22 protein-coding genes and 1 tRNA gene are annotated in these 21,799 nt (G+C 62.2%); 13 read left to right on the plus strand and 10 right to left on the minus strand.

Annotation, left to right across the window (positions count from 1 at the left end; translation table 11 throughout):
- Window positions 1-107: 107 nt before the first annotated feature.
- From JQ611_RS21715 to JQ611_RS21730, 4 genes are all read right to left on the minus strand, one after another.
- Window positions 108-2,435: a DUF2235 domain-containing protein gene (locus tag JQ611_RS21715; RefSeq protein ID WP_212466551.1), complete on the minus strand. Its 2,328-nt coding sequence runs from the start codon at window positions 2,433-2,435 to the stop codon at window positions 108-110.
- 107 nt (window positions 2,436-2,542) lie between these two features.
- Window positions 2,543-3,154 (minus strand): GDYXXLXY domain-containing protein, encoded by a 612-nt coding sequence (locus tag JQ611_RS21720; protein ID WP_212466552.1) that lies wholly within the window; start codon window positions 3,152-3,154, stop codon window positions 2,543-2,545.
- Window positions 3,154-4,440 carry a DUF2157 domain-containing protein gene (locus JQ611_RS21725; RefSeq protein WP_212466553.1) on the minus strand — a complete coding sequence of 429 codons (1,287 nt, stop codon included), beginning with the start codon at window positions 4,438-4,440 and terminating at the stop codon, window positions 3,154-3,156. Before JQ611_RS21725 ends, JQ611_RS21720 begins: the two co-directional genes overlap by 1 nt.
- 193 nt (window positions 4,441-4,633) lie before the next feature.
- Window positions 4,634-4,708 (minus strand) — tRNA-Gly (locus tag JQ611_RS21730).
- A gap of 470 nt (window positions 4,709-5,178) precedes the next feature.
- Between JQ611_RS21730 and trxA the strand changes: the two genes are divergently transcribed.
- Both trxA and JQ611_RS21740 read left to right on the plus strand, forming a co-directional pair.
- A complete protein-coding gene (gene trxA / locus JQ611_RS21735) occupies window positions 5,179-6,102 on the plus strand; it encodes a thioredoxin (protein ID WP_192739452.1) in 924 nt (307 codons plus the stop codon).
- A gap of 89 nt (window positions 6,103-6,191) precedes the next feature.
- The gene (locus JQ611_RS21740; RefSeq protein ID WP_212268548.1) at window positions 6,192-6,869 is read left to right on the plus strand and encodes an LON peptidase substrate-binding domain-containing protein; all 678 of its coding nucleotides are present in this window, start codon (window positions 6,192-6,194) and stop codon (window positions 6,867-6,869) included.
- A 10-nt stretch (window positions 6,870-6,879) separates the two neighbouring features.
- On the opposite strand, the gene JQ611_RS21745 is transcribed toward JQ611_RS21740, so the two are convergent.
- From JQ611_RS21745 to JQ611_RS21755, 3 genes are all read right to left on the minus strand, one after another.
- Window positions 6,880-9,381, minus strand: coding sequence for an EAL domain-containing protein (locus tag JQ611_RS21745; RefSeq protein WP_212466554.1), 2,502 nt, complete (start codon window positions 9,379-9,381; stop codon window positions 6,880-6,882).
- Window positions 9,382-9,599: 218 nt separating this feature from the next.
- On the minus strand, window positions 9,600-9,938 hold the full coding sequence (locus JQ611_RS21750; protein ID WP_212466555.1) for a hypothetical protein: 339 nt from the start codon (window positions 9,936-9,938) through the stop codon (window positions 9,600-9,602).
- A 66-nt stretch (window positions 9,939-10,004) separates the two neighbouring features.
- Entirely contained in the window at window positions 10,005-10,355 is a 351-nt protein-coding gene (locus JQ611_RS21755; RefSeq protein ID WP_212210265.1) for a hypothetical protein, read from the minus strand.
- 93 nt (window positions 10,356-10,448) lie between these two features.
- On the opposite strand from JQ611_RS21755, the gene JQ611_RS21760 reads away from it, so the two are divergent.
- The gene (locus JQ611_RS21760) at window positions 10,449-10,988 is read left to right on the plus strand and encodes a TetR/AcrR family transcriptional regulator (protein ID WP_212268542.1); all 540 of its coding nucleotides are present in this window, start codon (window positions 10,449-10,451) and stop codon (window positions 10,986-10,988) included.
- Window positions 10,989-11,031: 43 nt separating this feature from the next.
- On the plus strand, window positions 11,032-11,226 hold the full coding sequence (locus tag JQ611_RS21765) for a Trm112 family protein (protein WP_212268540.1): 195 nt from the start codon (window positions 11,032-11,034) through the stop codon (window positions 11,224-11,226).
- A 120-nt stretch (window positions 11,227-11,346) separates the two neighbouring features.
- Here the strand turns inward: JQ611_RS21765 and JQ611_RS21770 are convergent, their stop codons facing one another.
- Window positions 11,347-12,567 (minus strand): ubiquinone biosynthesis hydroxylase, encoded by a 1,221-nt coding sequence (locus tag JQ611_RS21770; protein WP_212466564.1) that lies wholly within the window; start codon window positions 12,565-12,567, stop codon window positions 11,347-11,349.
- A gap of 180 nt (window positions 12,568-12,747) precedes the next feature.
- On the opposite strand from JQ611_RS21770, the gene tesB reads away from it, so the two are divergent.
- The gene (gene tesB / locus JQ611_RS21775; protein ID WP_212268538.1) at window positions 12,748-13,611 is read left to right on the plus strand and encodes an acyl-CoA thioesterase II; all 864 of its coding nucleotides are present in this window, start codon (window positions 12,748-12,750) and stop codon (window positions 13,609-13,611) included.
- Window positions 13,612-13,617: 6 nt separating this feature from the next.
- Here the strand turns inward: tesB and JQ611_RS21780 are convergent, their stop codons facing one another.
- Window positions 13,618-14,535 carry a DUF4339 domain-containing protein gene (locus JQ611_RS21780; RefSeq protein ID WP_212466556.1) on the minus strand — a complete coding sequence of 306 codons (918 nt, stop codon included), beginning with the start codon at window positions 14,533-14,535 and terminating at the stop codon, window positions 13,618-13,620.
- 338 nt (window positions 14,536-14,873) lie between these two features.
- On the opposite strand from JQ611_RS21780, the gene JQ611_RS21785 reads away from it, so the two are divergent.
- From JQ611_RS21785 to JQ611_RS21815, 7 genes are all read left to right on the plus strand, one after another.
- The gene (locus JQ611_RS21785) at window positions 14,874-15,212 is read left to right on the plus strand and encodes a P-II family nitrogen regulator (RefSeq protein WP_192740630.1); all 339 of its coding nucleotides are present in this window, start codon (window positions 14,874-14,876) and stop codon (window positions 15,210-15,212) included.
- A 91-nt stretch (window positions 15,213-15,303) separates the two neighbouring features.
- A complete protein-coding gene (locus JQ611_RS21790) occupies window positions 15,304-16,611 on the plus strand; it encodes an ammonium transporter (protein WP_212466557.1) in 1,308 nt (435 codons plus the stop codon).
- A gap of 55 nt (window positions 16,612-16,666) precedes the next feature.
- Window positions 16,667-16,981 (plus strand): helix-turn-helix transcriptional regulator, encoded by a 315-nt coding sequence (locus tag JQ611_RS21795; RefSeq protein ID WP_212268531.1) that lies wholly within the window; start codon window positions 16,667-16,669, stop codon window positions 16,979-16,981.
- Window positions 16,978-17,331: an SRPBCC domain-containing protein gene (locus tag JQ611_RS21800; RefSeq protein ID WP_212466558.1), complete on the plus strand. Its 354-nt coding sequence runs from the start codon at window positions 16,978-16,980 to the stop codon at window positions 17,329-17,331. Before JQ611_RS21795 ends, JQ611_RS21800 begins: the two co-directional genes overlap by 4 nt.
- 56 nt (window positions 17,332-17,387) lie before the next feature.
- The gene (locus tag JQ611_RS21805) at window positions 17,388-17,990 is read left to right on the plus strand and encodes an ATP-dependent Clp protease proteolytic subunit (RefSeq protein ID WP_212389501.1); all 603 of its coding nucleotides are present in this window, start codon (window positions 17,388-17,390) and stop codon (window positions 17,988-17,990) included.
- 383 nt (window positions 17,991-18,373) lie between these two features.
- Entirely contained in the window at window positions 18,374-18,712 is a 339-nt protein-coding gene (locus JQ611_RS21810; protein WP_008142813.1) for a P-II family nitrogen regulator, read from the plus strand.
- A gap of 36 nt (window positions 18,713-18,748) precedes the next feature.
- Window positions 18,749-20,209 carry an ammonium transporter gene (locus JQ611_RS21815; RefSeq protein ID WP_212268525.1) on the plus strand — a complete coding sequence of 487 codons (1,461 nt, stop codon included), beginning with the start codon at window positions 18,749-18,751 and terminating at the stop codon, window positions 20,207-20,209.
- Window positions 20,210-20,468: 259 nt separating this feature from the next.
- On the opposite strand, the gene JQ611_RS21820 is transcribed toward JQ611_RS21815, so the two are convergent.
- The gene (locus JQ611_RS21820) at window positions 20,469-20,954 is read right to left on the minus strand and encodes a DUF4240 domain-containing protein (protein ID WP_212268523.1); all 486 of its coding nucleotides are present in this window, start codon (window positions 20,952-20,954) and stop codon (window positions 20,469-20,471) included.
- A gap of 152 nt (window positions 20,955-21,106) precedes the next feature.
- Here JQ611_RS21820 and JQ611_RS21825 point away from each other — a divergent pair, with 152 nt between their 5' ends.
- Entirely contained in the window at window positions 21,107-21,508 is a 402-nt protein-coding gene (locus tag JQ611_RS21825; RefSeq protein WP_212268522.1) for a GFA family protein, read from the plus strand.
- Window positions 21,509-21,799 lie beyond the last annotated feature (291 nt).

Below are 21,799 nucleotides of genomic sequence, written 5' to 3' on the forward strand. Positions count from 1 at the left end.
GCGATCCGGCGTGTCCGCGACGACGCTTGGTCAATTTAGCGTGACGCCCGATTGCCGGCGACGTCGGATCGACGGAATCGCGGCCCGCCTCGCGCAAGACCGTCCCGTTACCTTCTTCGCGTTACCGACAGCACGGCGGTGCCGTGGTTGTTGCGGTAGAGCAAATCATAGAGACCGGGAATGCCGATCACGGCGTCGTTGACGAAGACGAACAATTCTTCCTTGCCGTTGGGCGCAATCGTCGGCGTGATATTGAACTGGATGATGTCGTCATAGGGATCGGGCTCGTAGGAGTCCTCCTCGCCGCCGACATTGCCAAAACGCAGCACGATGCGGAACCAGTCCTTGGATAATTCCCGCCGCATCGGCAGCAATAGCCAGAGATAGACACGCTCGTACCATTGCGGCCGCTCTTTGCTGGAAAAGCCCCCGACCGGCGTGCCGATGCGGGCAAGGCCATTGAACCATTGCTTGTCTTCGCCGCTTTTGGCGCCGGGTTGAATGGTCACATAATAGCGGCCGCGATGCTGCAGCAGGATGCCGGTCGCCTTGCACAAATCCGACGTCTTGAATTCGACGCGCGCGGTCTGGTTGACGGCCAGCACCGCAGGTTTTGGATCGGTATCTCGACGCACGCAGGTTAGTCCGGCCGTGTCGAAGCCGTCGTAAGCGAGATGGCTGACAAACGCCAATCCGAGATAGATGAACATCACCGCGAACAGGAAAGGCGCGATCATGGTCTTCAATTTGTCGTGGAAATGGATGTAAAGCGGACTGCTGCGCAGACCGTAAATCCCGTTGTCGGGAAGGCCTGTCGGCGCTTGCGGCGATTTTCGCCAGATCGAAGCCATCAAGCGCGAGGTCCGGCCTGCGATCCACGAGTTCACATACAACAGCGCCGAGACCAGGCCCACCATGACCAGAAACCAGGCTGGCGCGCGTGCATAACCGTCGGCCCAGGTCGATGCGAGGGTTGGAAGAAGTCCCAACGCAAAGCGCACGAAGTCCGACACCCACCGGATCGGACTGGTATATTCATCGTAGCGTGGCGCACTGGAGACCAGGGGGAAGATCACCAGCCACAGCGTCGCGCCGACGGTAGCGAAATAGGCGATACGGCGTGCCCAGACCCAGTTCCAGACATGCTCCTGCGCCAGTGCGCGCTGCGCCGCGGCCGCACTGGTCTCGAACGGTTGTGTCGACGGCGCGATGCTGAAAGTGTCGGGTGAGACGATCTCGCCATCTTCCTTGACGACTTCGTAGTACGGCGGCAGGCCAACCGGCGCGTAGGCATGCGCGTTGTTCTCGATGCGCCGGAACACAGTCTCGTGAATCTTGGCGCTGATGACGTCGACCTCGTCTTCTTCCAGTTTCTTCGGATAGAAGGCCGGCACCAGCTTGCGCGGTCCGTAGCGGTAATAGCCGCCAACGCCTTTGCGCGGATCGTACAGCCGTCCGTCCTTGTCGCGCTTCGAGATCGCGTTCTTGAACGTGTCGGGATCGGCAATCATGTGGTCGGGGCTCGGCGGCTGGCCCGCATAATCCGACTTGAATTTCAGCCCGCAGCGTTTCGCCTCGGTGATCATCCAGACGAAGGGGATGTGAGCCAGCGCATCGTCGGGATAGCCGCCGCCGACATTGGTGTGCACGCCGGCGAACCAGACCTGGCTGATGCGTTCGTTCTTGATGAAGCGCTTCCCGCCGGGTTCGGCCGGCGATGCCGCACCATGGATACCAGCGGTTTCATCCCAGAGCTGGGGGTGGAAGGTGGTGCGTTCCTCGTCGAGCGCCAGCGCCTGACAGGCGCGCATGACGCTCGGCGACAAATGCTTGTTCGGCAGTTCAAGCGGCCAGATATAGTCATGAATGCCGCGGGTCATTTCGTCGACAGGCATGCCGTAGGCGGCAACCGTGTCCCAGACCCCGATGAACCTGATCTTGACGTTCCTGCGAACCTCTCTTGGCGGGTAGTGCGGGCCGAACTTGTTGCGGATCCACTGGTACGGCCGTTCAAATCTCAGTTTCGGGTAGCGGTCCTTGCGATAGGCACGGTAGGCCGCACTCGCCAGGCTGTGCAGTTCAACCTCGTTATCGGCTTTGACGAGCCCCTGGCTGTCGATCATCCCCATCACGATCCGGATGGTGAAGGCACCGCGGCTGAAGCCAAAGCCGAACAGTTCGTCGTCCTTGTCGCGATAGTTCCGGCAGGCGAATTTGTAGAGCGCGATGACGTTGCGGCGCAGGCCGAGACCGAACGCTCCACCTAGGATCGCCATCGGCTTGAACGACGAGGTGCCGACGCCGTCGTCATACAATGCGACCTGGTCGTTGCCGGAGAGATCCAGCGCCTCGAAGGTGCGCCAGACATTGGTGCGCCAGACTTTTGCCGAGGAATTGCCGGTGCCGTCGGACAGCAGGATGATTTTTCGGCTCATGGGACATGCCTCGCCCGCGGCATGAAATGAGTATGCAACCTAGGGTATCAGAGCATGACACGTTCTGACCGAATAGAGAAGCACACCGCGGGCAGGGCGGCCGCCCGTCAATACGGCGGCTCGTCATAGACGGGCTTGCCGTCGATCAGCAGGCGCTTGATCGCCGCCTGGCCGGAAGCCGTCACGGCCGCGACCACCTCCAGCCGTGCCTTTTCGGTCGTCTCGATTTTCTTGCCCTCGCCCTGCGGCACGAAATAGCTCTCGAGCCCGTATTTCACGAGCGCGGCGCGGATTCCGGGCGTGCAGACCCTGAGCCCCGCCTCGTTAGGCGGACAGACCGATCCCGCGCTCACCGTGCCCAGAATGACGATATCGGCGCCGGACACCGCCGGCCGCTCGGATGAGATCGCGACCGCCCTCGCCTTGCCGTTCTCGTCGGGCCGCAGGGTCACGAATACTTTTTGCCCCCGTTTGAACTCACTCGTTGTGTCCTTCGGCAGGTCAACCGCCGAGATTCGATAATCGAGAATGACATAATCGCCGCGAAACAGGTCGCGCGGGTCGACGGGCACGATCTCGAGCCGGACTTCCTGGCCGTTTCGCAAGATTTCCGCCCGTTGATAGACCATCGCGAGGATCAGTCCGCAGAGCAGCAGCGCGGCGAGGATGTAGCGCGGAAGCAGCGGGACGCGCGCAAGGAAAGTATCGATCGTACCCATCAGGCCGCACTCCCCGAGGATTGTTCATTGGCACGCCTCGACCAGCTCGCGAGCTTGTGCGCCCCCAGGGCGAGCCCCAGCAGCACGACACCGGCGGCAAGGAAGAACAGGGACTGGTCGAGCAATGTGCCGACCGTGCGCCAGAGCAGGATCAATATCGAAACGCCGAACACCGCGTAGCCGACCACGACAAATGTCCGCAGGCCGACCAGCAGGCCGCCTGCGATCAAGGCCACCGCGCTGACGAGCACGGCGATGGGAATCAGCACGCGGCTCGGAATTGCGGGGCCGCCCGCCAGCATCAGCGGAATCGTCAAGCCAATGGCGCAGGCCGCGATGATCACAAGCCGCCCGTTGTCCCTGTGACGTGCCAGTACCGCGAGGGCCGCAAGCGCGAGCGCCGCCGCGACATAAGCAAGGCCGAGATGCGCATCGATGGCGTGCGCGGAGCGGACTGATTTTTCCAGAACGAGTTCGATTTCAAAGCAGAGAAACACGCCGAAGGCCCAGCCACCCCATGGCAGGAGCGCCCGGAACTCGGCGGGCCAGTCCCGGTCCAGCGCCAGCAGCCCGATCGCGATGTAGGCTACCGAGAACGCAATGCCGCCATGGATCAGGCGATTCGCTGGCGCCCACGTCAGTGTGGCCAGCCAGACGCCCAGCGCCAGAGCTGCAGCATGCGCCACCAGGCGATTGTCGCGGCCCAGCGCCAACGCAAATGCCGGTACGAACAGCAGGAAAAACGGCCAATGGATTTCGTGCCATTGCGCGTCGTCGAACCTTCCGAACGACCAGGCCGTCATCGCCGCAAAGGCAATCACGAGCGGGCCGCTCTTGCCCGTCAGCGCGGCCGCGATGAGCGCGCCGATCGCCACCAGCATCGCTCCCGCCGGCCAGTCGCCCGGCAGATGATACATCTGGCCGACCAGCGCCACGCCCGCGCCGAAGCTAAGCGTGGCGAATGTCACGGCGGCATCGGCGCCCCATGGGATCGCGCGCCGGCCGAGCAGAAGGGCGATCGGAAAACAGGCCGCAATCAGCGAGAGGATGCCGACCAGCCTGACCAGGCGCGGAATCTCCTGCCAGTTCGCGGCAACAAAGGCGCTGACGCTGGCCGCCAGCATCAGGGCGCCGAGCATCGCGAAGATGGCGGGCAGGCGCGAGGTCGCCTCTTCGCCAAATCGCGCCTTGCGGATGGAATGGGCCGCGTCGCCCGAAATCACGCCCTCTGCGACCCATTTGACCAGGTCCGCCTCAAGGCGCTGCCGATATCCACGTTCGAACAATTGCCAGCCTCGCTTGTGTCACGATCCTTGCGGCGCGGCACAAGACGACGCTGCAATCCTTGGTATCAGAAGATGGCATGCAGGTTCGGGAGAAAGAAGAGCGCGGCGGCGGCAGGTCGCCCGCCACCACAAACGACAAAGCCGCCTGACGGCGGCTTGTCGTTCAATCATTGCTTGGGCATGCGAGAAATCTTGGAGCGGGCGAAGGGGCTCGAACCCTCGACCCCGACCTTGGCAAGGTCGTGCTCTACCACTGAGCTACACCCGCATCCGAGATGTCGGCGATCGCTCGCCGGCAACGGCAGAGCTATGCCAAATGCAGGCCGTGAATGCAACAGCCAGCACACGGCCGAAACCACCCCGACAGGCGGATTTTCTTAATAAATTGGCGCGAATCGGTCCGAAACAACGCCCAAACCGCATTAATCGGTTCCCCGGCCTGGAGGGTGGCAACCCCAGGGTCAAATTGCCCTCCTATCTCGTCGCGATTCGGACTTCCTCTCGGACACGCCGATCCGCCGGCCGGTCAATTCGCCGCGCCGGCCGGGCCGCTGATGGGAGGCCGCCCACCCCCTGGGCCCCTTGGGACGAGGCCCGGTCGCGGCCGGGGCCGATTGAATTTTGTGACCAAGCCGCCATCTAGCGGATAAGAACTTCGCGCCCTTCCGTGCTAGAAGGTCGCCAATCTCTGGGACAGCTTTCGAGACCAATTCTCAAGACATCAGGCGAGGATACATCGTGACGATAATTGAGCAGGGCGGCGGCCCCGCGCCGCAGGCCGTACCCGATCTGATCAAGGATACCACCACCCAGACCTTCGTGAAGGACGTCATCGAGGAATCGAAGCGCCAGCCGGTGCTGATCGACTTCTGGGCGGAGTGGTGCGGTCCGTGCCGTCAGTTGACGCCGATCATCGAAAAGGCCGTCCGCGCCGCCAAGGGCAAGGTCAAGCTGGTCAAGATGAACATCGACCAGCATCCGCAGATCCCCGGTCAGATGGGAATCCAGTCGATCCCGGCCGTGATCGCCTTCGTCAACGGCCAGCCCGCCGATGGCTTCATGGGCGCGGTGCCGGAGAGCCAGGTCACCGCCTTCATCGACAAGCTCACCAAGGGCATGGCCGCACCGGGCGAACCGAACATTGCCGAAATTCTGCAGGAGGCCGAGGCCGTGCTGGCGGAAGGCGATGCGGCTGCCGCGGCGCAGATCTATGCCGAGGTGCTGTCGATCGATTCCACCAATATCGCCGCGTTGGCGGGTCTCGCGAAATGCTACGTGACGACCGGTGCCATCGAGCAGGCCAAGCAGACCATCGCGATGGTGCCGGAATCCAAACGCAATGACGCCGCCGTCAAGGCCGTGCAGGTCTCGATCGATCTCGCCGAACAGGCGCAATCGGTCGGCCCGGTCACCGAGCTGGAACAGAAAGTCGCCGCAAACCCGCTCGATCATCAGGCCCGGTTCGATCTGGCGACCGCGCTCAACGCCCAAGGCAACCGTGCCGAAGCGACCAACCAGCTGCTCGAAATCGTCAAGCGGGACCGCAAGTGGAACGAGGATGGCGCGCGCAAGCAGCTGGTGCAGTTCTTCGAAGCGTGGGGCGGCGCCGATGAAGCGACCGTGGATGGACGCAGGCGGCTGTCGACGATCCTGTTCTCGTGAGTTGCGTATTCCGCAACCGTGGACACCGGTTTTGCGATAAGAATACGCACAAGACATAGACATCTCATGCAGTAGAGCCGGGGCCGCAGATGCCGATCAATGCCGAATACCGCGGACCCGGCGAGCTTCCCGAAATCATTCCGGTGTTTCCGCTGCCGGGTGCACTGCTGCTGCCGCGCGGCCAGATGCCGCTCAACATCTTCGAGCCGCGCTATCTGGCGATGGTCGACGACACGCTGCGCGACGGCCACCGCCTGATCGGGATGATCCAGCCGGATATTTCCCACAGCAAGGACGAGGCGCGGCCGATGCTGTTCAAGGTCGGCTGCGTCGGCCGCATCACCCAGCTCGCCGAATCCGGCGACGGCCGCTACATCCTCGAACTCACCGGCGTCTCGCGCTTTCGGGTGGTCGAAGAGCTGACGGTGCTGACCGCGTACCGGCAATGCAAGGTGGATTTCTTCCCCTTTGTTGACGACTTCACCGCGCGCAAGGGCGAAGAGGCCGTCGACCGCGAGGCGCTGCTCGAGGTGCTGACCGATTTTCTCAACGCCAACAATTTGAAAGTGGATTGGGAAGGCATCGAGAGCGCGCCCAACGAGGCGCTGGTCAATGCGCTGGCGATGATGTCGCCCTATGGCCCCGCCGAAAAGCAGGCGATGCTGGAAGCGCCCGATTTGAAGACGCGCGCGGAAATCCTGGTCGCGGTGACCGAGATGGACCTCGCCAAGAAGCGCACCAGCGGCGGCGATACGGGACTGCAGTAAACCGCGCCGGCTACGCCGCGTTCGCGGCTGCCTTGACCCGCGAGCGCACCATTTTCGCAACTTCGGCGCTCGTTACCGGCGGACTGAAATAATAGCCTTGCGATTCGACGCAGTCCTCTCCGCGGAGGATGTCCCATTGTTCCTGGGTTTCCACGCCTTCGGCCGTGGTGGTCTTGCCGAGGCTTACGGCAAATCGAACCACCGCACGCGCGATGACGCGGGACTCTTCCTGCGGGCTGGTCAGCTCGCTGACGAAGCTGCGGTCAATTTTGATCTTGTCGAACGAGAATTTTTGCAAAAAGCTCAGCGATGAGTAGCCCGTGCCGAAATCATCCAGTGCAACTCGCACGCCCAGTTCGTGCAGCTGACCGAGCGCAGCGAACACGGCTTCGCTGTCGTGCATGATGGCCGTTTCGGTCACCTCGAGCTCAAGTCTTGGTGGCGCAATTCCCGAACTCGCCAGGGCGCTGACAATGACCCGAACCAGGTCCTTGCTTCTGAATTGAGCCGGAGACAGATTTATCGCGATCTTGAGATGGGCCGGCCATTTTGCCGCCTCCACGCACGCCGTCCGCAGTACCCACTCTCCGATCGGCACGATCAAGCCGGTTTCTTCCGCAAGCGGGATAAAGTCGCCGGGCATCACCCAGCCGCGCTGGGGATGATGCCAACGCAGCAACGCCTCAAAGCCGCTGATCTTGCCGTTCTTGAAATTGACGATCGGCTGGTAGCGCAGTTCGAACTCATCATTGGCAAGCGCGCTGCGCATATCCCGTTCGAGGTTGCGGCGGGCATGCATGAGTTCGTCGAGTTCCGGCTCGAAGAAACGGAAGGAACCACGCCCGCCATTCTTGGCGGAATACAAGGCGAGGTCCGCTTTCTTGAGAATTTCATCGGAATCGGTTCCGTCGCGTGGCGCAACGGCAATGCCGATGCTCGTTCCGACGGTGACCCGGTGATCGCCAAGATCGAAAGGTTCGCAAAGCTCGGCTTTGATTCGTTCGGCGAGCGCCACGGCTTCCACCAGCGGATTTTCCACGCACTCAATGACGGCGAACTCGTCGCCGCCCAGCCGCGCGACCATCGCCGTTTCCCTGACGCACGCCAGCAGCCGCGCGGCAACGGCTTGCAACAGCGCGTCTCCGGTGGGGTGCCCCAGCGTGTCGTTGACTTCCTTGAAGCGGTCAAGATCAAGCATGAGCACCGCGAGATCGGCGCCTCCCCTGCGCGTGATGGAAAGGGCGAGCTCCAATCGCTTCCTCAAGAGAACGCGATTTGGCAGGTCGGTCAGCGCGTCGTGATGGGCCATATGCGTGATCTTGGCCTCGGACCTGCGCTGCTCGGTAACGTCCTGGTGCGTCGCCACCCAGCCGCCGCCGGGCATCGGTTGCCTCGTAACGCAGATCAATCGACCATCGGCAAGCTCGTCGACGCGACTTGCCGGGACGTTGCTTGGCAGCGCATTCAGGGCCGACAGCACCTGCTTTGCGGTGCTGTCATTGGTGCCACCCTTGAGGATGCCGTTGCTGATGCGATGCTCGATGATTTCGCGGTGTGGTGTCCCCGCCAGCAACAGTTCCGGCGGCAGCTGATACATTTTGGCGTAACGATCGTTGCAGACGACAAGCCGCTTCTCCGCATCGAACATGCAGAGACCTTCGCCCATGTTGTTGATCGCCGAATCCAGCCTGAGCTTCTGCTCCTGCAATTCCTTTTGGGAGCCTTCGACCTGTTGCCGCGCGAGCGAGAGCTGATCGATGATTTCCTCGAATTTGCGCGTCCGGTTGGCGAGGCGGCGATCCGCCAGCACGCCGACCAGGCTCATCCCGAGCACCGACAGAGCCACGCCCGCAATCGCCACCGCGAGAAACGCGGGAGAAAGTGACATCTCGTCAGGCCCCCGCGTCGGATCGGGGACAATTTCTACCGCGCCCATCGCCGTGAAATGATGCGAAACAATTGCGAGCGTCAGGAAAATCGCAGCGACAAATGTTCCCCACAGATCCTTGTAGCGGACCGCGAACGCGAGCGCCGCATAACCGAACATCATGCCCACAATGATGGAGGCGAACACGAGATCGAGCGACCAGGTGACCCGGCCCGGGACTTCGAGCGCCCACATGCCGAGATAGTGCATGCTGGCAATGCCCGCGCCGATGATTCCGCCGCCGACCGGCGCTCGCCACCGGCCGGGCGCATTGGCGGAGAAGCCGAACCCGCCGGAAGTCAGTATCATGGCCGCGGCGAGCGACAGCCCGGTCAAGGCCACGCCGTATCCGGTCGTGACACCGGGCTCGTAGGCGAGCATCGCGATAAAGTGCGTCGCCCAGATCCCGTACCCGATCGCGGCGCCCGCAATTGCAATCCAGATCAGCCGCGTCCTGGCATGCGACGAGATCGCCCGATGAAAGATATGGATGGCGACAACGCTTGCGACGAAGCAAACGAGACCGGCGAGGAGAACCAGTCGCCAGTCGTGTTCGACTGTAAGGCAGCTAAGAACGCGGAACATGTCATTCGGCCATGGTTGTTTGTCACCATGGTTACCCGCGCTGGTTCTTTACTTCCTAATTTCTTTGCAGCTTTCGAGGGCGTAGTTATCCGCGCGTAAAGAACGAATGTATAATGGTTGAATACATCAGGGTTTCTACGGAAAATCTCGATCTATCTGCCCGCTAATGTGCATTTGATTGATTGAACCGCCCGATCCGGAACCGCGCGCGGAACTGCTTATCGCGCAGCGAAATGGAACTCGCGACGGTGCGCATCCGTAGCGGTACGGAACTTGCTCCGTCGTGATACGGAACCGCGGTAGCGGGCCCTGGATGCGTTCGCTTCGCTCATTAACATTTGCCCGGGCCGCTTCCACTTGATTGGCCCTGCATTGGCGCTGCCGAGCAACGCCTTCTGCTCCGTCGTTTCGGCGGTGGGTCCTTCGCAGGCGTCACGCGCGACGGTTTGATTGAGCAGCCGCTTGGCGGCGCGGAGGCTTCCGTGTTGCTTGAGGCACGCGCCGGCTTCAGCAATCGCCGTAAGCATCGCCGCATCAAGCGCATTCATCTTGCCCATGGCCCTTCTCCTTGCTCCCACCCAGACCATGGGCATCTCCGTTTTCACGGCGGCGCAGGAAGGTGCCTAGTATCCCGCGACCGCCAGTGCGACGACGGCGGTGAGCGCCTTCCATCCAAAGCCGCGTCCGCGCGACCACCACGCATTCGCCGCGGCCGCAAAGGCGTAGATCGCGATCACGGTAATGACGATCCAGTGCCGGGCGCTCTCTGAGCCGAAGGAAGGAGCTGCGATCAGCAGCACTGCGCCGCCGATCCACGCCACGGTGCCGGCCTGCCACACCAGCCGGATCAGGGTCCGCAAGCTCTCGGGCTGGATGGTCGCTTTGGCGAACACCTTGGTTTCCCCGAGCACGCCGTGAATCAGGGACACCGCTATTCCGGCGACGCCGGCGCATTGCAGAATGATATCGCGCATCGGATAAGTCTCCATACAGTTGTGTATGGTTATGACTTGCCGCCTGGCGGCTGTCAATACAGTAGTGTATGGTGGATGTCGCAGGACGGGAACATGGGCGATCAACTCTCGGGGCAGGATTGGGTCGACCAGGGTCTGAAGACGCTGGCGAAAAGCGGCTTCACGGCGCTGAAGGCGGAACCGCTGGCCAAGGCGATGGGGGTGTCGCGCGGCAGTTTCTACTGGCATTTTGCGGATATTTCCGCGTTCCATGCCGCGATCCTCAAGCAATGGCGCGAAATCGCCGCCGAACAGATCATCGCCGGGGTCGAGGCCGCATCAAAGAACGAGAATCCGCTCGAGGTGCTGCTGCGCCGGGTGTTCGGCGCAAGACTGGCGCTGGAAAACGCGGTCCGCACCTGGGCCAGCGTCGACTCCGCGGCGCGGGCGGCGGTGCAGGCGATCGACCGCCGCAGGCTCGGCTATGTCGAGAGCCTGTTGGCGCAGTCCGGATTATCCGCGGAGGTGGCCCGCGCCCGCGCGCAAATCCTCTATTGGGCGTTTCTCGGTTTTGCCCTGTCGGACCAGCCACTGCCGAAGGCGCAGCAACAGGCCATGCTCGACGAAATGCTGCGGATAGCCACCTCGCGATGACAAGTTTGGTGTGCTAAGGGACCGGCCAAGCTGGAGATCACAAATGAATTCGCCCGAACGCCTCGACAGCACCGTCGATCCGAAATTGCTGGAAATCCTGGTGTGCCCGATCACCAAGGGCCCGCTGGAGTTCGACGCCTCCACGCAGGAGCTGATCTCGCGCTCCGCCAAGCTCGCCTACCCGATCCGCGACGGCATCCCGATCATGCTGCCGGAAGAGGCCAGGAAGATCGATTGAAGAGAACACCGGCGCTTCCGCGTCATTGCGAGGAGCGCAGCGACGAAGCAATCCATCTATCCGTTATGCCGTGCTATGGATTGCTTCGCTTCGCTCGCAATGACGGCCTCGTAGAGCGACCTACAGCGCCTCGCCCTTCAGCAGCCGCGGCACTTCACCTGATAATCCCGCGGCCTGGCGGATGAACAGGCTTTTCAGCGGCGGCGCGCGATCGACCAGGCCCAACCCGATATCGCGCACGGTGCGCAGCAGCGTCGATTCGTTCGAGAACAGGAAGTTCAGCGAGTTGGTCGCAACTCCCATCGCCATGGTGTCGAACCGGCGCCAGCGCTGGTACCGTTCGAGCACGTCGGCCTGGCCGAGATCCATGCCGAGCCGCGCGGCGTCGACCACGACTTCGGCCAAGGCTGCGACATCCTTCAGCCCCATATTGAGCCCCTGCCCTGCGATGGGGTGGATCACATGCGCGGCGTCGCCGATCAGCGCCAGACGTTCGCCGATGAAGGAGCGCGCGACGAAATAGCCGAGCGGAAACGCGCGGGGCTTGTCGAGCGCCTTGACCTCGCCGAGATGCAGGCCGAAGCGCTGTTCGAGCTCGCCGTGAAATTCGTCTTCGCCGAGCGCGGTGATGCGCGCGGCTTCGGTGCGGCTCTCGGTCCACACCAGCGATGAGCGCTTTCCGGTCAGCGGCAGGATCGCGAACGGGCCCGCGGGCAAAAAATGTTCTTCGGCACGGCCACCATGATCGCGCTCATGGCCGACGGTGACGACGATGCCGGATTGATCATAGTCCCAGCCATGGGTGGCGATCCCGGCGCGTTCGCGCAGCTTTGAGCGCGCGCCGTCGGCGGCGACCAGCAGGCTGGCTTCGATGATCGTGCCGTCGGCGAGCGTCACGTCGACGCCGTCAGTGCGTGAATCGAACGAGGCAACGGCGGTCGCGCGCAGCTCGATGCCCTCGGCCTCGGTGCGCGCCACCAGCGCATCGATCAGATATCGGTTCTCGACCATATGCGCGAAGGGCTCGCCGGGCTCAACATTGCCGGCGAAGGTGAGGAACACCGGACGGGTGGCGTCATCAAGCTTGGAATCGGTCACGACCATGTCGAGAATCGGCTGCGCGGTGGGCGCGATCTGGCCCCAGACGCCGAGCGCCTCGAACAGCCGCCGGCAGGCGGCGACGATCGCGGTGGCGCGCGGATCGCGGCTCGGCTTTGAGGCCAGCGCCGGATCGGCCACGATGACAGGAATATCGCGGCCCAGGCCCTGACGGAGCGCCAGCGCCAGCGCCAGCCCCGCAAAGGCGCCGCCGCAGATGACAATACTTCGCTGTGCCGGCATAGGGACCTGCTTCATTCATACTCTTGCTACCGGAGTATAGCTGGGTGAAACAGATGTGAGAAACAAGGCTTTATCCCGTCATTCCGGGGCGATGCGCAGCATCGAACCGGGAATCTCGAGATTCCGGGTTCAAGCGACGACGCGTGCCCCGGAATGACCCGAAAAACCGAAAGTGCCGCCATGTCCGCAAGCGTGACCGACCTGATTTCGATCCTCGACATCGAACCGATCGAGGTGAATTTGTTTCGCGGCAACAGCCCGAAAACCGCGTGGCAGCGGGTGTTCGGCGGCCAGGTGATCGGACAGGCGATGGTGGCGGCGTGCCGCACCGTCGAAGGCCGGCTGCCGCATTCGCTGCACTGCTATTTCATCCTGCCGGGCGACCCGCAGGTCCCGATTATCTACCAGGTCGAACGCTTACGCGACGGCAAGAGCTATTCGACCCGCCGCGTCACCGCCATTCAACATGGCAACGCGATCTTCTCGATCATGGTCTCGTTCCACGCCGAGGAGGATGGCGCCTTCAACCACCAGGACAAGATGCCGGACGTGCCGCCTCCGGAAAAACTCTCCGCCGAGGAAGTCGCCAAGCAGCCGGTGTTCAAGGAGATGCCGGAGTTCATCCAGCGCTATTACGAGATGGACCGGCCGATCGAGTTGCGCCCGGTCGAACTCGGCCGCTATTTCGGCGAGCAGATCGACGACGGCCGCATCAATGTCTGGATCCGCACCGCGGCAAAACTCCCGGATGATCCGGCGCTGCATATGTGCGCGCTGGCCTATGCGTCGGATTTCTCGCTGCTCGACGCCGTGATGGCGCGCTACGGCCGCACGCTGTTCGACAGCAACGTGATGCCGGCCAGCCTCGATCACGCGATGTGGTTTCACCGGCCATTCCGCGCCGACGAATGGCTGCTTTATTCGCAGGATTCACCGAGCGCACAGGGCGGCCGCGGGTTGGCCCGCGGCCTGATCTTCAAGCCCGACGGCACGCTGGTGGCGTCGGTGGCCCAGGAAGGCTCGATCCGCCAGCGCAGGGCATAGCGTTTTCTACCCGTTCGGCTGCGCGCCTCGCTCGGCCAACACCGTCTGCGACGCCAGCCACTGCCACATCCATCGATACACCCATGGAATCGGGATAATGAAGATCGAGGCAATTCCGGCCACGATCGCGCGCCACAGGAATTCCAGCCCGGTGCCGATGAACAGGACTTCACGCTGCGTGCCCTGGATATTGCGACAAGCCCAACGCATCATCGCGGTATAAACCCACGCCCAGCCGATGATGGTGAAGATGGTGAGCACCCCGAGGATCGAGTATCCCAGATAGGCCCAGATCGAACCGGAGAAGCTGAGCCCGAGCGGCTGCCCGTCGGACGCGAGGTTCGCGATGAACCATTTCAGGAAAAGCCAGTAGAGAACAAACTGGACGAGGTTCGCCAGATTGCTGAGCACATCACTGCCGAGGAAGGTTACCGCAACGAGAAGCACGATCGCCCCGAAATACCAGGGAACGATGGTCATCGCATTGCCGGTGAAGCTGAGGTTCGGCCGGCCCGGCACCCTGATGCACGGCACGAGCCAGTTCAGGTACCAGACCAGGACCCACGGCGCCGGGATCACCAACACCATTCCGATGATCATCACGAGGCTGCGCCAGACAAACTCCAGGATGCCGAAATCGATCGAAAGAGGACCGCCGGCGTAACCGCCTCCGCCCGCATAGCCACCGCCAGCGCCGCGGCTCATCGGCGGCGGGCCGCCCGGTTGCGCAACCGGCGGCGGGGCGCCATCCGCCGGCATCAGGCCGGGAATTTCGCCCGCGCGCTGCCAGCCGGACATTCCCTCTGACCAGACCAGCGTATCGGCCCTGACCGTGCCCCTCGTGATGAGATCGCGCAGCTGGGCTTCCGGAAAGGGCCCCTGTTGCTGGCCATTCGCTGCATAAAACCACGATCGGTTCGACATTTTTAATCCCTTGGGTCGTGGAAACGGGGGAAGCCGGCGGCGCGGCTGGCGAAAAACCCATTGTGTCCGAGGATCATATTCCCTGTACAGTGACAGGGGTCACCAGCTGCAAATGTTTTCCCCTTAAACCTGCAACTTTTTTGTGCCATTTGCATAGAAAGATGCCAGATTTGCATTTCGGCAGCGAGCCGCCGGGGGCGGCCAGCCTGCCGAACACGCCGAAAGAACGTCAAAAAGATCGTCAAAAACTACGTCTAGAAAGACCGTCCAAAAGACCGTCCAAGGAACTTTCAAGCGAACTTTCAAGAGTGCATCCCAAGAGACATGAAGGCCTGACCATGAAACTCGTCGTCGCGATCATCAAACCATTCAAGCTTGACGAGGTGCGCCAGGCGCTGACCGCCATCGGCGTGCACGGCATGACCGTCACCGAGGTCAAGGGGTACGGCCGTCAGAAGGGCCACACCGAAATCTATCGCGGCGCCGAATATGTCGTGAACTTCCTGCCCAAGCTGCGCATCGAAATCGCGGTCGCCTCCGACGTCGCGGACAAGGCGGTCGAGGTCATCACCGCGCATGCGCGCACCGGCCAGATCGGCGACGGCAAGATCTTCGTGACGCCGATCGATCACGCACTTCGCATTCGCACCGGCGAGACCGACAGCGACGCGCTCTGAAGTTTTCATTTCAGTTCAACGCGCGCGGGCAACGACGCCTGACGCGCGAACAAAAAACGACAACAGAACGACAACAGGCCGGGGAAATTCCATGGGGGCACTCTCGATTCGTGCAGCGAAGATCGCTGCGCTCAGCATTCTTGCGATGAACGTCTCGCCGGCGACGCCGGCCTTTGCGCAGATATCGACCATCAACGCCGCCGACACCGCGTGGATGATCGTCGCCACCGCGCTCGTCCTGATGATGACGATACCGGGCCTGGCGCTGTTCTATTCCGGCATGGTGCGCAAGAAGAACGTGCTGGCGACGATGGCGCAGAGTCTCGCTGCGGTCGCGATCATCTCCATTCTCTGGGTGTGTTTCGGCTATTCGCTGGCGTTCGTCGGCGACGGTCCCTGGATCGGCACGCTGGACCGCTGGTTCCTCATCGGCATTACCATGGACAGCGTCAACCCGGCGGCGAAGACGATCCCGGAAGCGCTTTTCATGCTGTACCAGATGACGTTTGCGATCATCACGGTCGCGCTGGTGGCGGGCGCGGTAGCCGACCGGATGCGGTTCTCGGCCTATCTGCTGTTCTCGATCGGCTGGTTCATGTTCGTCTATGTGCCGCTGGCGCATTGGGTGTGGGGCGGCGGCTTCCTCGCCGCCATGGGCGTGCTGGATTTTGCCGGCGGGCTCGTCGTGCATCTGTCCGCCGGCATCGGCGGTCTGGTTGCCGCCAAGGTGATGGGACAGCGTCACGGCTATGGCAGCGACAATCTTTCCCCGTTCGACCTGTCGCTCGCCGTCATCGGCACCGGATTGCTGTGGGTCGGCTGGTTCGGATTCAACGGCGGCTCGGCGCTGGCGGCGAACTCGCGCGCCGTCATGGCCATCACCGCAACGCATCTGGCTGCCTGCGCCGGCGCGCTGACCTGGGGCGCGATTGAATGGGCAACGCGGCGCAAGCCCTCCGTGCTCGGCATGATCTCCGGCGCGATCGCAGGCCTCGGCACGATTACGCCGGCCTCCGGTTACGTCGCACCGTGGCACGGAATCATCATCGGTCTGGTGGCGGGTCTGGTGTGCTTCTGGGCCTGCACCTGGCTCAAGCACCGCTTCAAGTATGACGATTCGCTCGACGTGTTCGGCGTCCACGGCATCGGCGGCATGACCGGCACCCTGCTCGCCGGCGTTTTTGCCACCGCCGCCATCGGCGGCACCGGCGGCCTGATCGAAGGCCATCCGCAGCAGGTGCTGATCCAGCTCTACGGCATCGGCGTCACCCTGGTGTGGTCGGGCGGCGTCACCTTCGTGCTGCTCAAGCTGGTGAGCGCGTTCGTGCCGCTGCGGGTGTCACTGCAGCAGGAGCTCGAAGGCCTCGATATTTCGCAGCACGGCGAGGCGCTTCAGTAAGCCGCCGGGTCGCGTCGGGCTTGCACAACACATAAGTGTGTGCTTATGTGTTGACATGATCGAAACCGACATCTTCAAGGCGCTGGCGGATCCCACCCGCCGCAAGGTCTTTGAGAAGCTCGCCGGCGGAAGCCTCAACGCCAGCGCCTTGCGCGATGGAATGGAGATCAGCCAACCGGCGGTGTCGCAGCATCTCGCGGTGCTGCGCGCGGCTGGACTCGTGCGCGAACAGCGGCACGGCCGCTTCGTGAACTACGAAGTCGATCCGGACGGTATCGCCAGCATCGGGACGTGGCTTGCGCGCTACCGCGCCTACTGGCCGAAGCGCATCGAGGCGCTCTCCGACCTCTTGAAGGACATGGATCAATGAGCGATGCCGTCGAGCCTGATCACACTGAGGCCCTCGAGCTCGAATACGAACTCGATGCGCCGCCCGAGAAAGTCTGGCGCGCGGTAACCATTCCTGCGGTGCGCGAACGCTGGCTTCCCGATTGCGATCTTTCCGGAGCCGAACCGGAATCGTCAGTCACGGGCGAGGAGGTCCGCTATCGTCTGCGCGAGCAAGAACCGCCGTTCCGCGAAAGCCACGTCACCTTCAAGATCGCGCCAAACGAGGCCGGCGGCACCCGCTTCCGCATCATTCAAGAGGCCTGCGATATCCGCAGAATTCAGCCGCGGCCAGCCAACAGCAACAGCGGCTGCATGATGCGCGCGGCTTGATCGCAGACACCATCACCTTCTGAGACTTCATCAACCTACTGAAACGGAGGTCGCCGATGCGCGACATGATGCAACTCGTCCCGATGGTCGTTGAACAGTCCACCCGCGGCGAACGCTCCTTCGACATCTATTCCAGACTCTTGCGCGAACGCATCATCTTCCTGAACGGCGAGGTCAATGATGCCATGTCCGGACTTGTTTGCGCGCAGCTGCTGTTCCTCGAGGCCGAGAACCCGAACAAGCCGATCAATCTCTACATCAACTCCTATGGCGGCGTGATCACCAGCGGGCTTGCGATGTACGACACCATGCAGTTCATCAAGGCACCGGTTCATACACTGTGCATGGGCACCGCGCGCTCCATGGGATCGTTCCTGCTGATGGCGGGTGAGCCCGGTCATCGCGCCGCCTTGCCCAACGCCAGCCTTCACGTGCACCAGCCGCTCGGCGGCTTCCAAGGCCAGGCGTCCGACGTCCTGATCCATGCCACTGAAATGCAGGAGACCAAGCGGCGCATCACCCGGCTCTATGCGCAGCATTGCGGACGTCCTGAAGAGGAGGTGGAACGGACGCTGGACCGCGATCACTTTATGACCGCCCAGCAGGCGCTCGCGTGGGGACTGATCGACAAGGTTCTCGCGGAACGCGATGCCGCCTGACGGGTCCGCGTCTAGGTCTCGGTGCGGCAGGAGCTAAAGTGCTTGGAGATTTCGCAGCACGGCGAGGCGCTTCAGTAGAACTACCTATCTGAATACCGCCTTCCTGCCCTCGCACTGGGCAGGATTATGTCCGGAGTCTGGCGTGCCCGCGCCTTGACCAGACGTGCCTATTTTTTGGGCGCGACGGAATAGCGCAGTTTGGTTCCCCTCCCCGAAAGGCCGAAAAGGCCCGGATTCATAAACCGTTAGGGAAATCCGCCGTTCTGGCACGGCATTTGATTCTATGGGTCCTGGCTGTGCCCGCGAAGTGAACTTCTCCGCGTGGTGAACCTCAGTCGAGAACGCCCGGTATGTCTGAACCGGGCCAAGCGGGGATAGGACCCATGAAAATTGTTATGGCGATCATCAAGCCATTCAAACTCGAAGAAGTCCGGGACGCCCTGACCGCCATTGGCGTTCACGGTCTCACGGTGACGGAAGTCAAAGGCTATGGTCGGCAGAAAGGCCACACGGAAATCTATCGCGGCGCTGAATACGCGGTGAGCTTCCTGCCCAAGATCAAGATCGAGGTCGCTGTGGCCTCGGATCAGGTCGACAAGACCATCGACGCCATCACCTCGGCAGCAAAAACCGGACAAATCGGCGACGGCAAGATCTTCGTCATCAACCTCGACCATGCGGTTCGTATCCGCACCGGTGAGGCGGATGCCGCGGCCCTCTGATTTCGCGCTCAATCATACCACTCAGGAGTACAACAAATGACGTTCAAACGTCCCTATAGCGCGGGATTGACGGCCCTCGCCGTCGGCATGTTCGCCGCGACCTCCGCTTACGCGGAAGCCACTGTCAACAAGGGCGACAACGCCTGGATGCTCACGTCGACGGTGCTGGTGCTGTTGATGACGATCCCCGGCCTTGCACTGTTCTATGGTGGTCTGGTCCGCTCCAAGAACATGCTCTCGGTCCTGATGCAGGTTTTCTACACCGTCTGCATCGTCACCCTGATCTGGGCGGTCTACGGCTACAGCCTCGCCTTCACCGGCGGATCGGACTTCATCGGCGGCTTCTCCAAGGCGTTCCTGAAGATCGCGCCGGAAGGCAAGACGATTCTCGACGCTCAGGCGGCGACCTTCTCCGCCGACGTCAACATCACGGAGCTGATCTACATCTGCTTCCAGATGACCTTCGCGTGCATCACCCCCGCACTCATCGTCGGCGCCTTCGCCGAACGCATGAAGTTCTCGGCTGTCGCGCTGTTCGTGCCGCTCTGGGTCACGCTGATCTATCTGCCGATCGCGCACATGGTTTGGTACTGGGCCGGACCGGACGCGATCTCTGCGGCGCTCAAGACCTTCGAAGCCGCGACGGACAAGGCAGCTGCGCAGGCCGCCTTCGATGCGGCGAAGACCGCGTTCGGAGACGACCAGGGCTGGATCTTCAAGAAGGGCGCCATCGACTTCGCGGGCGGCACCGTGGTGCACATCAACGCCGGCATCGCCGGTCTCGTCGGTGCGCTCCTGATCGGCAAGCGCGTCGGTTACGGCAAGGAGCTGATGGCTCCGCACTCGCTGACCATGACCATGATCGGCGCTTCGCTGCTCTGGGTCGGCTGGTTCGGCTTCAATGCCGGATCGAACCTCGAAGCCTCCGGCGGCGCCGCGCTCGCCATGACCAACTCCTTCGTTGCAACCGCAGCGGCGGCGATGGCCTGGATGTTCGCGGAATGGATCGTCAAGGGTCACCCCTCGGTGCTCGGCGCGTTGTCGGGTGCAGTGGCGGGCCTGGTGGCGGTTACGCCTGCGGCCGGTTACGCCGGTCCGATGGGCGCGATCGTGCTCGGTCTCGTGGTCGGAATCGTCTGCCTGTTCTTCTGCACCGTGGTGAAGAATGCGCTCGGCTATGACGACTCGCTCGACGTGTTCGGCGTCCACTGCGTCGGCGGCATCGTCGGCGCGCTCGGCACCGGCATCCTGGTGAACCCGGCCCTCGGCGGTACCGGCGTCATGGACTACACCATCGGCAAGGTCGCGGAATACGACTTCGCGGCCCAGATGGTCTCGCAGTTCTGGGGCGTCTGCACCACGCTGGTGTGGTCGGGCATCGGGTCTGCCATCCTCTTCAAGGTCGTCGATGTCATCGTCGGCCTGCGCGTCAACGTCGAGACCGAACGTGAAGGCCTCGATGTCACCGAGCACACGGAGCGCGCCTACAATATGTGAGTTCTCCCGGGGTGCGATCCCTTGGGGTCGCACCCACAACTCCGGTTCGGGCACATACCCGGCAATGCCCTGACCGTTGAGGGGCTCCAGCGCAAGTTGGAGCCCCTTTCTTTTTGTTCGGGCCGCTGGACAAGAATCGTAGGATGGGTGGAGCGCAGCGATACTCATCCTTCCATTGCGCGGGTGAGGTGATGGGTATCCCGCCTGTCATCGGGCGCGAATTCGCGCGACCCGTTGGCTCCACCCATCCTGCGGACCATCACCCGAACTTCGCGCTGAGTTTCGGAAACAGGTCGTATACCTCGTCTTCCTGCCACTCGGTTCCGGATGGCTGAGCCGGCGCACTCCGCTGCGGTGGATTGCCGGCAACCGCTTCGACACCATCGGTGACGGCGTATTGATAGCCTTCGTAGAACCAGTCCAATTCATCAAAACCGTCGTCCGCCAGTGAGTCCGGATCCGACAGCGCGCGCTTGAATGCCTGACGTCCCCTGGAGATCAACGCAGCGCGAAAATCGGAGAAGGTATCGTCGCTGCAACCGCCATTGATGATGTAGGCGGCGCCCCACAGCGGCCAGCAATAGGCCTTGTCCATCATCCCATCGAAGTGCTGCGCAAATTCAAGCGCCTCGTCCTTCGGCAGCGCTGCGATTTGCTGGCGCAGCCCTTCGCATTTTTGATCCATGTCGCCGCCCGAATTATCGTGCGCGCGCTGCACGATCTTCCAGAAACCGTCCTCGTCCATCACATGCTCCTGCGGGCTCGCCTTCCGGCGTCATGCACAGACTAATCCGGGAACGGCAGAGTTCACGATGGAACAGAAACCAGAGCTAAAAAAGCATTGCCAAATCCTGCGCGCGGAGCAGAATTGACCACAACAAGAACCGGGAGGACGTCATGAAACTCGAAGGCGGATGCTATTGCGGCGCTGTGCGCTATCAGGCCGAGGGCGAGCCGATGATGCAGGCGCAATGTCATTGCCGCGAATGCCAATACGTTACCGGCGGCTCGCCCAATATGTTCGTTGTGATGCCGCCCGACGGCTTCAAATACACCAAAGGTGGGCCGAAGCAGTTTTCACGCAAGGACCTTGAGAAGCCGGTGACACGCGAATTCTGCGCCGAATGCGGCACGCATATGGTGACCCGGCCGCAGCGGCCGGTCGTGGTGGTGAAGGTCGGAACCCTCGATAACCCCGCTATGATCACGCCGCAGATCGCCATCTACACAGTCGACAAGCAGCCCTTCCACCACATTCCCGAGGGCATGCCGAGTTTCGAGCGGTTGCCGCAGCGGTAGGTGTTCCGGCATCGTCATTGCGAGCGAAGCGAAGCAAATCCATAGCGCGGCATAGCGATTGTGGATTGCTTCGTCGCTTCGCTCCTCGCAATGACGCTTAGCTGTGACATAAACAACACGACGGGCAAATCAATTCTGATTTACGGAAGTTGTGTCAAGCCCTGAAATAAAAAATATTTCTGTTTACCAGAACACAAATCAGGGGCATATATTCGCCCATCCCGTCCTACTCAGAAGGGCGTCGGCCGTCGTCACGGACGTTGGACGGGTTGCGGTGGACGCTGGTTTGCG

The sequence above is a fragment of the Bradyrhizobium sp. AUGA SZCCT0182 genome (genome assembly GCF_018130185.1).
GTDB lineage: Bacteria > Pseudomonadota > Alphaproteobacteria > Rhizobiales > Xanthobacteraceae > Bradyrhizobium.